The following is a 12,971-nucleotide window of genomic DNA, read 5'->3' on the forward strand; positions in this document are numbered from 1 at the left end:
TGATGTGGTTTTGCACTTCTGCCGATGCGCGGCAGCACTTCGCGCATCGGCCAGAAATCGTCGGCTGTTTCCGGCAACAGCCTAGAATTCATAGCGCATCCCGATCACGGCCGATGTCAGGGTGTCGCGTTTGACGATGGGACTGTCGGTGACGCTGTCGGGAAGGAAACTGGTTTCCACGCCGCCCATCAGCGAAACACTGTCTGAAAGGGCAAAACTGGCGTTGATGCCGATTGAAGGAATGACCGACTCCCCGACCCGATACGCCGCGAGCGATCCGCTCGCCTCGGCTGGAAGAACGCCATAACTGTAGGTCGCAAGATCTGCGTCCATCCAGGTCGCACCCACCTTTGCACCGATCGTGAAGCGATCGGAAACGCTGAAGCCGGTCGAGAGCGAGGCATTCACCGCCATACCGCCATGCGTGTCCGAGACGTCTTGAAGCGCCTCGAGTTCCGCCTCGAAATTACCGAAAGCGAAGCGCGCGGACAGGCCGGCTTCGATGGCGATATCGCGTTTGAGCTGTTCCAGACCGGCGACATCGGCCGGGTCCGCGGCAAACCAGCGCGGTGCCAGCCGTGCCGAAAGCGTGAAGTCCCCCCCTTGGATGACGTCGAAGGTCAGGCCCGAGGTGCCGAAACTGAAACGCTCGCCTTCGATCAGGAAATCGGGGATCAGGCCGGACTCGGTTCCGTCCTTTTCGAAGGGTGACTGTCCAGCCCCTGCAAGAAGACCGATAGAATAGCGCAGGCCCTCCGCCTGGGCGCTGCCTGGGAGCGAAAGCACGCCAAGGGCGATCAGGAGAACCAGCCCCGGACCGGAACTCGGGTGTTGTCTGGACGAGTGCATTGGTGTTTCCTTATACTTACATTGTAAACTGCAGCGCCACCGCTACAACTTACACTGTAAGCATGTCAACTCAAATCGCGGACATGAAACCATGAAGACGCCCGACCCACCCCGGAGACCCGGCCTGACCCGCGCCCGAATTACTGAAACTGCGCTCGCGCTGGCCGACACAGGCGGCGTGGAAAGCCTGAGCATGCGCGCTCTGGCTGGGGAGTTGGGGGTGGAGGCGATGTCGCTCTACAACCACATCCGCAACAAGGATGATCTCTTGGACGCGGTGGTCGATGCCGTGGTGGGGCGGATCGATCCGCCGAGCACAGGCAGCAACTGGCAGGACGAGATGCGCCGCCGCGCGCATGCAATGCGGACAGTATTTCTTGCGCACCCCTGGGCTCCACCGCTGATTGTGGGGCGGATCAATGTGGGCCCCAACTCGCTGGCACTCATGGACGCCACGCTGGGCTGCCTGCGCGCGGCCGGGTTCAGTTACGTCCAGGCCGATCATGCGATGAACGCTGTCGACAGTCTGATCTACGGCTTCCACCTGCTGGAACGCAGCATGCCCGTGCAGCCTGAAAACTACTCCGAGGCCGCGCGCACCTATCTGCCCTCGATCGATCCGGATCGCTATCCGCACTTTTGCGCCTTAGGCCAGTTGGTGGCCGAGGGCTCTTATGACGGGGTTAACCATATGGCGTTCGGGCTGGAACTGTTGCTGGTGGCGCTTGACGCGCATCGCTGGGGATGACCGCCGTGTGCTAACGTCACAACTCCTGTTCGAGGCAAGCACGACGACTGGCCGTGTCGCAAGATGCCGCAGCGGCATTGCCGCGCTGCCGTCAGGCGGCGTCCCGCCCGGAACGACCGATTTATCCGATCCGATGACCCGTTCGGCCCCCGTCCTCCGCAGTCGCATGAAGACGGCTCATGTAACCCAAGCACTTCGTCGGCACCGCCACCTCAACCAGTACTCACAGGTTGGTCTCGAGCCCCACGAGCAAAACCAAGTAACTTAACCTCAATTCCAAAATGGCTTTTTTCGGGTGGTAGCCCGGTGGTAGCCCGAAAACAAAAAAGGCTCAGGCACTTCAGCCCAAGCCTTGAATATCTTGGTGAACCCGGAGCGATTCGAACGCCCGACCCTCAGATTCGTAGTCTGATGCTCTATCCAGCTGAGCTACGGGTCCACAAGTTCCGGCGATGTAGCCCCGCATCGACGCCAATGCAAGGGTGAAATCACCGCGTCGCTAAAGCTCTGCGCCCGCAGTCTCTTTTGGCAGATGGATCACGAATTCCGTCCCCTCATCGTCGCTGCGCGCCAGATCCAGCCGGCCGCCGTGGCCGCGCGCCAGTTCGGACGCGATGGCAAGGCCCAGCCCGGTGCCGCCCTTGCGCGCGCCGCCCTGAAAGGCGGAAAACAGGTGCTCGCGGGCACGGGCAGGCAGGCCCGGCCCGGTATCGCCGACCCTGATCCACCATTCCGCCTCATCCTCGCCTGCCGAGATTTCAATCGTCCCAGGCTGGCCCTTGGCATCGATCGCCTGCCTTGCATTGCGCACCAGATTGGCCAGCACCCGGTACAACTGCTCTTCGTCCCCCCGGATCATCAGGCCCGGCGGCACGTCGATCAGGCAGGTCACATTGCCCTCCGCGCCCAGCCCCTCGCCCTCAACAACCTCTTCCACCAGTTTGCCAAAGTTCAGACGGCGCAATTGCGGCGGCGGCTCTTCCGCCTTGCCGAATGCCAGGGTCGCTTCGCACAGCGACACCGCCCGGCTGATCGACCCGACAAGCTTTGGTGCCGCCCGCGCCACGACCGGATCAACGCTGCTTTCGATCCGGTCGGCAAACAGCTGCGCCGTGGTCAGAATGTTGCGCAAGTCATGGCTGATCTTGGCCACCGCACTGCCAAGCTGGGCCAGACGCTCCTTCTGGCGCAGCGCCCCCGTCAGTTGCGTCTGCATCGATTGCAGCGCTTCTTCGGCCGCGCGCAGCTCCTCGACATCGGCAGTCGGCTCAATCACCCGACGGGCGTCTTCGGGGGATTCCGCGTAAGCCTGCATGTGCTGCACCACGCGCCGGATCGGCACCACCAGCAACCGCTGCACCGCCAGAAACAGCAAGAACGCCGTCACCACCGAAATTAGCGCCGAAAGCAACAGAATGCGCAAGCCATAGTCGACCATCGCATCGCGCAGCGGTTTGGTTTCCATGGTGATCTCGATCAGGATGCCGGCATCCTGCACCGGGTTGCCGATCACCCGCACGATCCGGTTTTCCGGGTCGACAAGGACGCGCGCCGCATCCCGGATCAGCTCCCACGGGCCGGCCATGCGCAGATCGTAGCTTTCATAGATTTCCTGCGGCAGCGGCGAAGACAGCACCAGCTGACGCACCTCATCGCGCCGCAGCACCACGTTGAAGACTTCGGCGTTGGCCAGAAGCTCCTTCTCCAGTTCCGGCATGATCATATCTGCGGTGGCAAGCTGGGTCAGCGCCGCAATCTGCGCCTGCTTCAGGCGTTCCAGCATGAAATCCGCCCGGAACCTCGCGATCGAGGGCACAAAGATCAACACCTCGGCCAGCATCACGAAGATGATGGTCAACATGAGGAAGCGCCCTGACAGCGTGTTGAAGAACCTGCCCCGCTTCACCGACAAACATCCTCCTCAGCCACTTCAGGGCACAAAGCGTTGCACAAATCGAACCAAGGCCTTCAGCGCAGCACTATCAAACAACTTCGGGGAAAAATAGGCTCCCGCAACACGTTTCGACACCTCACCCAGCGTCGGGTAGGGTGCTACCATCCCCGCAATCGCCGACATCTTCAACCGTGCCGAAATCGCCAGCGCCCAAAGTGCGATCAGCTCTCCCGCTTGCGGCCCGACGATGGATGCGCCGACCGGTCGCCCCTTCACGATCATCACCTTGATCAGGCCCTTGTCCTTACGCTCGGCGATGGCGCGGTCATTGTGGTGGAACTCGGCCCGTACCACGGTCAGCGCCACGCCGTGCGCCGCGCGCGCCTCCGCTTCGGTCAGGCCAACCTGCGCCAGTTCCGGGTCGGTAAACGTCGCCCGTGGCATCGCGCGCATCGTCGCCTTGGCAGGCAGGCCCAGCACCGCCTGCCGCACCACGATGCCCGCATGATACCCCGCCACATGGGTAAACTGCAAACCGCCCGCCGCATCGCCCACCGCATAGACCCGCCGGTTGCTGGATCGCAGGTTTTCCCCCACCGTCACACCCTTGCCGGTATAGGCCACGCCCGCCGCCTCAAGGTTCATCCCGTCAAGCGACACTTTGCGCCCCACGGCCATCAACAGATGGCTGCCCTTGACCAGGACGCCATCGCCCAGCAGCACCTCCACCGCCCCGACAGTGCCCGAAAGGCGCACCACCGGCTGGCCCTCCAGAATGGTGATGCCCTCAGCGCGCAGCACATCCAGCACCACAGCCGCCATTTCGGGGTCTTCGCGGCCCAGCGCCTTGGCCCCTTCGATCACCGTCACATCCGCGCCCAACCGCCGGTGCGCCTGCGCCATTTCCATGCCGATCGGCCCGCCGCCGATCACGATCAGATGGCCCGGCTTGTCGCGCGCGGCAAAGATCGTTTCGTTGGTGAAATAGGGCACCACATCGGCCCCCTGGATCGGCGGTACGAAAGGGCGCGATCCGGTGGCAATCACGAACCGCCGCGCACGGATGATGTAATCCCCGGCCTCCACTTCACGGGGAGAGGTAAAGCGGGCAAAGGCCCGGATCACCCGCACACCCAAGCCCTCGAACCGTTCCTGGCTATCAACCGGTGCGATCTGCGCGATGACAGCGGCCACATGGTCCTTCGCGGCCGCAAAGTCCACTTTTGGTTCAACCGGCGTCACGCCGAAGGCCCCGCCCGACCGCTGCGCTTGCGCCGCTTTTGCCGCCGCAATCAGCGCCTTTGACGGCACGCAGCCTGCATTCAGGCAGTCGCCGCCCATCTCTCCGGCCTCGATCAGCACCACCCGCGCGCCCATCTGCACCGCCCCGGCGGCCACCGACAGCCCGCCCGATCCTGCGCCGATGACGCAGATATCCGTGTCGATGCGTTCCATGTCAGGTCCCTTTCCGAAGCGCCTTGAGCGCGATAGGCAATGCCGCCAGCGCCGCCAGCCCCAAAATCGGCAGCAGCACCGGAGCCGTGAAGATGATCCCCAGATCCGGCGTCTCACCTCGGGCGAAAACCTCGCCCAGACCGGCACCCACCGATGTATAGACCACTCCGCCCGGAATGATGCCCACAAACGTGGTCACCGCAAACCGCCACAGGCTGGTGCCCACGAACGCTGGGATCAGGTTGGCCAGAAAGAACGGCACTGCCGGGACCAGACGCATCAGCAACAAGACCGACCACTCATTTTCCCGCAACCCCGCCTGCAGACGCGCCGCAGCCCCGCCGCCCGCCTCGATCCGCGACGCAACCCCTTGGCCAAAACCGGCACGCGCCGCCAGAAACACTGCAACCGCGCCGATTGTGGCCGCCACAACATTGATCAGCGCGCCGGGAAACACCCCGAACAGAAAGCCGCCGGTCAAGGTGGCCACTGTCGCGCCGGGCAGGCTCAGCGCCACGATCACCACATAGCCCAGCATGAAGGCCAGCACCGCCAACCCGAAATGCGCATCGCGGTACGCCAGCAGCGCGTCACGGTTCTCTGCCAGCGCGGCAAAGCTCAGATGCTCGCGCAGCGTAAACGCGCCCAGCACGGCTGCGGCAAGAATCAGCACAAAGGGCAGCTTTCGCAGCAAGCCAGCCTTGGAAACGCTGTTAGGGGGGGCACGGTCAACCATGATGCATCCTTTTCAAGTGGCGAACATGGCCCGCAGCCGGGGCAAAAGACAGGCTCCTCACGTGGCCTTGATGCAATCGGGGCCTTTCGGCGGTGTATTGAAACAAAACCCCGGTCGGCCCGGCGAAATGTTGCAGGAAATCGGAACTCATTGCGTTGACTTGGGGTTCAACCGCCCGTAAAGGACGGGCTTCAAGTTATCTGCCCTCGAATCCTGCGTGGTTCGGGCACCGTCTGATGGAGAGCCGCGATGAAGCGCACATTTCAACCGTCGAACCTGGTTCGCAAGCGCCGCCACGGGTTTCGCGCCCGTATGGCCACCAAGAACGGCCGTCTTGTGCTTGCCGCCCGCCGCGCCAAGGGCCGTCACAAGCTCTCGGCCTAATTGCATGACCCCTTGGGGGGTCTGATGGGTCACGACATGACACCGCCGCAGGACAAGGGCACAGGCATCACTGCCGAGGCGCCCAACGCTCCTCCGGCGGTTTTGCTTTGCAATCCGCTCATCACTATGGCCAAGCGCGCCGATTTCCTGAAGGCCGCTTCGGCCCGGCGTCAGGGAACGGCTGGCTTTTTGTTGCAGGCGAGGGATCGGGCCGATGGCACCGACACGGTCCGCATCGGTTTCACCGCATCGAAGAAAATCGGCAACGCGGTGCTGCGTAACCGGGCGAAGCGGCGGCTGCGCGCCCTTGCCCGTGACGTTCTGCCCGCGCTGACCCGCCCCGGATGGGACTACGTCCTTGTCGCCCGGCCCGAAGCCACCGTAACCCGGCTGTTCGCCGACCTGCGCGCCGACCTGCAAATCGCACTGCGATCGGTGCACCGGGGCAAGCCATGACGCCGCTGGCCCGGATCGTCGCTTTTCCAGTGCAGGCGTACCGCCTTGTGCTGTCGCCATGGGTGGGGCACGGCTGCCGCTTTCAGCCCACCTGTTCGACCTATGCGCTTGACGCGTTGGAGCGCCACGGTGGGGTCAGGGGCGGCTATCTGACGGTGCATCGGCTGTGCCGCTGTCACCCGTGGGGCGGTTCCGGCTATGATCCGGTTCCCGGCGCTGATCCTGAGTTCGACAAGACGCACCGCACCTCGGACCGCGCACCTTGAACCCGGCACACATGTCCGCCCAGCGCATCACTCCATCGTCGCGATGATCGCCCGCAGCGTTTCGATGCCATCGCCTTTTTCCGAACTGGTGACCACGATCTCGGGGTAAGCCGCCGGGTGTTTCACCAGCGCGCCCTTGACCTGTTCGATGATCTCGTCGCGCTCGGCCCGGCTGACCTTGTCGGCCTTGGTCAGCACCGCCTGATAGGTAACAGCCGACCGGTCCAGCAGCGTCAGAATCTCCTCATCCACCGCCTTCACCCCATGCCGCGTGTCGATCAGCACGAAGGCACGCCGCAGCGTCTGCCGCCCCGCCAGATATTGCTTCAGCAGCGCCTGCCATTTCGCCACAATCGCCACCGGGGCCTCGGCATAGCCATAGCCCGGAAGGTCCACCAGATACCGCTCATCACCCAAGGCGAAATAGTTGATCTCTTGCGTCCGGCCCGGGGTGTTGGATGACCGCGCAAGGGTCTTGCGTCCGGTCAACGCATTGATCAGGCTTGATTTACCAACGTTTGACCGACCGGCAAAGCAAACCTCCAGCCGGTCCGCCGGCGGCAGCCCAGACATGGCCACGACGCCCTTTACAAAGGTAACCGGGCCTGCAAACAGCAGCCGCCCCTTTTCGCGGGCCTCTAGGTCAGGCTCCGGTGTCAGGGTGAACTTCAGGCTCATGCCAGGCTCCATTCGCTCCCCCGCGCGACAGGGCCGCCGTCGACAACCGTGGCGTAGACGCCAAAGTCCTGATGCCCGTAGGCAGCTTCCAATGCGGTCAGCGTGTCGCCCTCGCGGTGCCCGGTTTCAGGGTTCACCGTGGTCGCCTTGCAGCGGGTGATCCGCTCTTCGATCTTCAGCACGGCGCCGCCAATCCGGATATGCCGCCCGATCCAGTCAAATTCGGCAAATGGATCTGCACCATCAAGCCACAGGTTCCCGCGCCAGCGGTGCACCGACAACTCCAGTCCCATCCGCGCCGAAAGATCGGCAAGCGAGGCGCGCGACAGAATGGAAACCGATGGAAACGGGCTGTCGGTCATGCCACGGCCCGCCGACACGATCTGGTCAGGCAGCGCACGGTCGGCCGGGTTCAACGGCCTCGCCCAGGCCAGAAACCGGGGCAGATCGGCCGGGTCGTCAGGCCGAAACCTGATGCTCCCCGCCTCTGGGTGCTGCAGCGTCACTTCGCGCAGGTCTTCATTCAGTTCAGCGGTCACCGCCATCAGTGGTGCTGCTTTGGCCCCACGCGAAAAGTTGACGCAAGGGTTCCAGCCCGGCGTCAGTTTCGCCGCCGTATGTGCCACCGCCCAATGCCGGTCAAACGGCAGGCAGGCACCAGCAGAAAGCAGTACGGACGCAAGGTCTTCGCGTCCGTACCCCTTGATCGGGTGCCGGCTGATATGCGCCAGCGTTCCCGTCACTTGCTGCTGCCACGTGGCTTTGACGGCCCCGGCTTTCTGGGTGTCGTCTTAACTGTGGTTGTCTTCGCCAGCGTTGTTTTGGCGGGCGTTGTTTTGGCAGGCGTTGTTCTAGCGGGCGATGCCTTGGCCGGCATCGCTTTGGCCGGGCTACTGGGCGCGGGCCTTGATCCAGCCGGTTTCGCGGAACCGGTCATTGCGGCGTCCTTCTTCTTGAACCCCGATCGGATGTTGCCAAACAGGTCCGGCCGATGGCCGTGGCTGCGCATGATCAGATATTGCTGCGTGAAGGTGATGGTGTTGTTGGTGATCCAGTAAACCACCAGTCCACTTGCGAACCCGCCCAGCATGAACATGAACACCCAGGGCATCCAGGCAAAGATCTGCTGTTGCACGGGGTCAGCGGGGGCCGGGTTCAGTTTCTGCTGCAACCACATGGTGATCCCCAGCAGGATCGGCAGCACCCCGATGAAGATCAGGTGCAGGATAGATCCCGCAGGCGGCGCATCCCAGGGGAACAGCCCGAACAGGTTGTAAAGCGACGAGGTGTCCGGCGCGCTCAGGTCGTTCAGCCAGCCGAAGAACGGCGCATGACGCAACTCGATGGTGACGAAAATCACCTTGTACAGGCTGAAGAAGATCGGGATCTGGATCAGGATCGGCAGGCAGCCCGCCGCCGGATTGACCTTCTTGTCCTTGTACAGCTGCATCATCTCGCGCTGCATTTTCTGCTTGTCGTCACCCGCGCGTTCCTTCAACGCCTCCATCTCGGGCTGCAGTTCCTTCATCCGCGCCATGCTGACATAGGACTTGTACGCCAGCGGCAGCACCAGCACCTTCAGCACGAACGTGAGCCCGATGATCGCCAGCCCCATGTTGCCGATCAGCCCATGCAGCCAGTGCAGCACCGCAAAGATCGGCTTGGTGAAGAAAAAGAATAGTCCCCAGTCGATGCTGTCGATGAAGCCCGGAATTCCAGCATCGTTTTGATAGTTCCGAATGGTTTCCCATTCCTTTGCACCTGCAAACAGCCGGGATGTCGTGGTGCTCTTGCCACCGGCAGGCACGACGACGGTTTGCTGCCGTATCTCGGTCTGGTAGATGTCCGACGCCGTCACGTGCTTTGCCACGGCGGTGAACGGCTTTCCCTGTTCGGGGATCAGGATGGTCATCCAGTAGTGATCGGTGAAGCCAATCCAGCCGTCGGTTGTCGCTTCTTCCTTGATGGCCTTGCCAAGCTCAGGTGCATCCTCGTCCAGTTGGGCGAAGGTATCGCAGGAAAGCCAGGTCGAGCCGGTGTAGTCGCGTTCGCAAAGTTCGCCATTAACACGGCTGACCGCCCCCTCGTGGGCGACGAAGATGTGCTGAAGGTCGGTTGGCACGCCGTGCCGTGCGATCACCCCATAGGGCTGCAAGCTTACTTCGTTTGCCGATGTATTTTCGACTGTTTCGCTTACGGTGAACATGTAGTCGGCATCAACGGCGATTTCGCGCTTGAAAACCAAGCCCTTGCCGTTATCCCAGCGAAGGGTGACCGGCTGGCCAGGCGACAACGTGCCGCCTGAAGCAAGCTTCCACTCGGTGTTGGCACCAGGAACGTCTTCAAACGAGAGAGAGCCGCCGGGAACCCAACCGTAAAGCGCGTAATAGGCCTGCTTTTCCCCACCAACTGGCGACAGAAGTCGAACAGTTTCAGCGCTTGGCTGGATCGTCTGTCGGTAGGCTTTAAGCTTCAAATCATCGATCCGGCCACCAAGCATGGAAATTGAGCCGCTCAACTTGGGCGTATCGATCGTCAGGCGCGGGGCTTCCGGCACGGCTTCGGGCGCTTCGGGCTGACCGGCAACATCGCTGACTGCCGGGGTGGCGACATCAGCCGTCACCACAGCCGGCGTCAGCGGGGCCGGGGGGGCTTCTGGGGGCGGAAACAGCACGAACCAGACCAGAATGACAAGAAAACTGAGCGCTGTTGCCAGGATCAGGTTCTTGTTGTTGTTCTCTTCCATGAAGCCACCACCATGTCGAACGCCAGGATCAGCGGTGCTTCAACGACAGGGTGGGGCAAAGGTCAAGCGGTTTTGCCCCGAACCGCCGGGTCGGGGCGATCAATTCTCCTGCAATCAGCACCGACGCGGGGTCTGCAAAGGCGCCGGTCACCACAGACCCTCCCCGCTCAGGGCCACCCACACTTGCAGTATGCCGGTACCGCGGGGCCCCTTTGGCCGGGAACCAGCCCCGATCGACAAGCCACATGCCGTCGTCCGCTCCCCTGGCAGACGCCAGCATCAGTCCCGGTTTTGGCCCACCGCCGCTGTCCGCATGCGCACTGCGGGCCGGTGATCTACCTCGATACAGCCGTACCGGCCTCCGCCTGACCGCAGGCAGCGCCGAGCGCTTGCCGCAGGCGCAATCGCCTATCGCGCCTTTTGCCCGATGCGGGGGGTCGTGGCGATCCGCTCGATGTGGCGGCCCATCCACACCGTAACCTCGTCTGCCGGCATCGGGCGGGCAATCCCGTAGCCTTGCACATGGCGGCAGCCCAGTTGCGCCAGCATCGTGTGTTCCGCCGGGCTTTCCACACCTTCGGCCATTGTTTCCAGCCCAAGGCGTTCAGCCATTGACAGGATCGCGGCCACCAGCTTTTGCTGCTCGCGGTCCTCGTCGACCCCGGTCACAAAGCTGCGGTCAATCTTGAGACGGCGCAAGGCAAAGCGCCGGATCGAGGTGATCGAGGCATTCCCCGTGCCGAAATCATCCAGATCGATCCCGCAACCCATGGCCGCCAACGTCGCAATGTTGACCGCGATCATGTCATTCTCGGACGATGCCACCACAGTCTCCAGCACTTCGATCGTCAGCCGGTCGGTGGTCAGATCGAACCGGTCCAACTCCCATTTGAGCCGTTCCGGCAACTTCGGGTCATTCAGTTCCGCTGCCGAAAAGTTGACCGATACCGTCGGCACCGAAAAACCGGCCCGGTCCCAATCTGCCAGCGCCGACAAGGCCTCCGCCACCATCACCTGATTGAGACGCTCGCTTAGCCCGGTGCCCTCGATCACCGGCAGAAACTCGCCAGGCAGCAGGCATCCCCGGTCAGGATGGTACCAGCGGGCCAACGCCTCCATTCCCGAAATCGCACCGGTATCGGTTGATATCTGCGGCTGGAAATGCGCCTTGATCTGGCCATCCGCCAAGGCAATCTCGACCCCGTCGCGCAGCGCATCCCGGTTTACCTTGGCCCGGGCCATGTCGATTGAAAAGGCGCGGATCGCACCCGGACCATGCCGCCGCGCCTCATCAGCGGCAATCTGCGCCGCATCCAGCAGTGACCGGCCAGTCGGTTCAGGCGCGCGCCGCCCGTGGCAAAAGCCAATCGAACAGGTCACGTGAACAACGTCAGCCCGCGCCATGATCGGCTGATGCACCACCGCCTGAATGCGCCCCGCAATTTGCACCATGGTTTCAAGGTCAAGCCGGTACACCGGGGCCAGAACCACCACCAGACTGCCGTCTTCCAGCGCGGTCAAAGAATCGCCCAGCCGCATCGCGCCACGGACCCGGTCGTTGCAGCAGGCCAGAATCTCGGATTGCGTGGTACGGCCATAGCGGTCGATCAACCCGACCGGGTCATCGAACTGCAGCACGAAGCACGCCGTGGTGCGCCCCGCTTCGGCCTGCAATGCCATCACCGTGTCGAGGTCTTCGATCATCCGCGTGCCGCCCGTTGGCCCGCCCCCTGCGCCCTGCCCGACCAGGACCACAACCAAGGTCACCAATGGCAGACCCAGCGCAATCATCAGCAAAGCCCCTTCGCCGCCGATCCAGAATGCGGCCAGCGTCAACGCCGGCAGAAACACCAGAACCTCGGTCCGCCGGAAGCTGGAGATCGCCTGACGTAGGTATCCTATCATGCTGTCTGTTCCCGAAAGGTACGGACAAACTGTCCATGCCATTTGGGTCAAGCTAGATCGATGTTCCTGAGAAGTTCCTTAACGCTCACCCAGAAGTTGCGTCAAATTTTCTGTATCTGCTGCGATCTTGCCGCCAGCCATCAGGCCGGCGAAATCGAACAGCGTCGGGTCCGCCAGATGCGACGGGCGAACGTTCATCAGCGCGCGGAACATCACTTGCCGCCGCCCCGGCGTGCGCTGTTCCCAGCCGTCCAGCAATGCCTTGACCTGATTGCGCTGCAGCCCTTCCTGGCTGCCGCACAGATCGCAGGGAATGATCGGGTAATCCATCGCCTTGGCAAAGCTGTCGCAATCAGCTTCCGACACGAAGGCAAGGGGTCGGCACAACATCAGATCGCCCTCCTCGTTCACCAGTTTGGGCGGCATAGTGGCCAGCCGCCCGCCGTGGAACAGGTTCATGAAGAACGTCTCCAGCATGTCATCGCGGTGATGCCCCAGCACCACCGCAGAACACCCCTCCTCCCGCGCAATCCGGTACAGGTTACCGCGCCTCAGCCGGGAACAGAGCGCGCAATAGGTCTGGCCCTGGGGAACCTTCTCCATGACAATGGAATAGGTGTCGCGATATTCGATCCGGTGGGGCACGCCCATGCGGGTCAGAAACTCGGGCAGAACGGTCGCGGGAAAGCCCGGCTGCCCCTGATCAAGGTTGCAGGCCAACAGCTCCACCGGCAACAGCCCGCGCCATTTCAGTTCGTGCAGCACCGCCAACAGCGTGTAGCTATCCTTGCCACCTGACAGGCAGACCAACCAGCGCGCGCCCGGTTGCACCATGCCATAGGTTTCAATCGCGT

General features: G+C 62.8%; 13 protein-coding genes, 1 tRNA gene and 1 pseudogene. 4 read left to right on the forward strand and 11 right to left on the reverse strand.

Annotated elements, in window-relative coordinates; translation table 11 throughout:
* Nucleotides 1-81 precede the first annotated feature (81 nt).
* Nucleotides 82-849, reverse strand: a complete 768-nt coding sequence (locus RMO18_RS17900; protein ID WP_309667750.1) for a MipA/OmpV family protein — start codon at nucleotides 847-849, stop codon at nucleotides 82-84.
* Nucleotides 850-940: 91 nt separating this feature from the next.
* Between RMO18_RS17900 and RMO18_RS17905 the strand changes: the two genes are divergently transcribed.
* Complete coding sequence (locus tag RMO18_RS17905) at nucleotides 941-1,597, forward strand: TetR/AcrR family transcriptional regulator (RefSeq protein WP_309667752.1); 657 nt, start codon at nucleotides 941-943, stop codon at nucleotides 1,595-1,597.
* Between the two features lie 362 nt (nucleotides 1,598-1,959).
* On the opposite strand, the gene RMO18_RS17910 is transcribed toward RMO18_RS17905, so the two are convergent.
* From RMO18_RS17910 to RMO18_RS17925, 4 genes are all read right to left on the reverse strand, one after another.
* Nucleotides 1,960-2,036, reverse strand: a tRNA-Arg gene (locus RMO18_RS17910).
* 60 nt (nucleotides 2,037-2,096) lie between these two features.
* Nucleotides 2,097-3,458: a HAMP domain-containing sensor histidine kinase gene (locus tag RMO18_RS17915; protein ID WP_309667753.1), complete on the reverse strand. Its 1,362-nt coding sequence runs from the start codon at nucleotides 3,456-3,458 to the stop codon at nucleotides 2,097-2,099.
* 69 nt (nucleotides 3,459-3,527) lie between these two features.
* Nucleotides 3,528-4,946, reverse strand: coding sequence for an FAD-dependent oxidoreductase (locus RMO18_RS17920; RefSeq protein ID WP_309667754.1), 1,419 nt, complete (start codon nucleotides 4,944-4,946; stop codon nucleotides 3,528-3,530).
* A gap of 1 nt (nucleotide 4,947) precedes the next feature.
* The gene (locus tag RMO18_RS17925; protein WP_309667756.1) at nucleotides 4,948-5,682 is read right to left on the reverse strand and encodes a TVP38/TMEM64 family protein; all 735 of its coding nucleotides are present in this window, start codon (nucleotides 5,680-5,682) and stop codon (nucleotides 4,948-4,950) included.
* A 249-nt stretch (nucleotides 5,683-5,931) separates the two neighbouring features.
* On the opposite strand from RMO18_RS17925, the gene rpmH reads away from it, so the two are divergent.
* The 3 genes from rpmH to yidD are packed head-to-tail and all read left to right on the forward strand — an operon-like array spanning nucleotide 5,932 to nucleotide 6,788.
* Complete coding sequence (gene rpmH, locus RMO18_RS17930; protein WP_125324946.1) at nucleotides 5,932-6,066, forward strand: 50S ribosomal protein L34; 135 nt, start codon at nucleotides 5,932-5,934, stop codon at nucleotides 6,064-6,066.
* Nucleotides 6,067-6,102: 36 nt separating this feature from the next.
* Nucleotides 6,103-6,522 (forward strand): ribonuclease P protein component, encoded by a 420-nt coding sequence (gene rnpA, locus RMO18_RS17935; RefSeq protein WP_309667759.1) that lies wholly within the window; start codon nucleotides 6,103-6,105, stop codon nucleotides 6,520-6,522.
* Nucleotides 6,519-6,788 (forward strand): membrane protein insertion efficiency factor YidD, encoded by a 270-nt coding sequence (gene yidD, locus RMO18_RS17940; RefSeq protein ID WP_309667761.1) that lies wholly within the window; start codon nucleotides 6,519-6,521, stop codon nucleotides 6,786-6,788. The genes rnpA and yidD overlap by 4 nt, the downstream gene beginning before the upstream one ends.
* Nucleotides 6,789-6,815: 27 nt before the next feature.
* On the opposite strand, the gene yihA is transcribed toward yidD, so the two are convergent.
* The 6 genes and pseudogenes from yihA to ttcA form a co-directional block, all read right to left on the reverse strand.
* The gene (gene yihA, locus RMO18_RS17945) at nucleotides 6,816-7,466 is read right to left on the reverse strand and encodes a ribosome biogenesis GTP-binding protein YihA/YsxC (RefSeq protein WP_309667762.1); all 651 of its coding nucleotides are present in this window, start codon (nucleotides 7,464-7,466) and stop codon (nucleotides 6,816-6,818) included.
* Nucleotides 7,463-8,209, reverse strand: coding sequence for an MOSC domain-containing protein (locus RMO18_RS17950; RefSeq protein WP_309667764.1), 747 nt, complete (start codon nucleotides 8,207-8,209; stop codon nucleotides 7,463-7,465). The genes yihA and RMO18_RS17950 overlap by 4 nt, the downstream gene beginning before the upstream one ends.
* 155 nt (nucleotides 8,210-8,364) lie before the next feature.
* Nucleotides 8,365-10,212: pseudogene (gene yidC, locus RMO18_RS17955) on the reverse strand (membrane protein insertase YidC); the annotation flags it as partial.
* Between the two features lie 28 nt (nucleotides 10,213-10,240).
* On the reverse strand, nucleotides 10,241-10,363 hold the full coding sequence (locus tag RMO18_RS17960; protein WP_309667768.1) for a hypothetical protein: 123 nt from the start codon (nucleotides 10,361-10,363) through the stop codon (nucleotides 10,241-10,243).
* Nucleotides 10,364-10,620: 257 nt separating this feature from the next.
* Nucleotides 10,621-12,117 (reverse strand): bifunctional diguanylate cyclase/phosphodiesterase, encoded by a 1,497-nt coding sequence (locus RMO18_RS17965; RefSeq protein ID WP_309667770.1) that lies wholly within the window; start codon nucleotides 12,115-12,117, stop codon nucleotides 10,621-10,623.
* A gap of 78 nt (nucleotides 12,118-12,195) precedes the next feature.
* Nucleotides 12,196-12,971: tRNA 2-thiocytidine(32) synthetase TtcA (gene ttcA, locus RMO18_RS17970; RefSeq protein ID WP_309667772.1), on the reverse strand; the 776-nt coding region annotated here is incomplete at its 5' end.

The sequence above is a fragment of the Tabrizicola sp. genome, from assembly GCF_031377265.1.
Lineage (GTDB): Bacteria > Pseudomonadota > Alphaproteobacteria > Rhodobacterales > Rhodobacteraceae > JAUYQR01.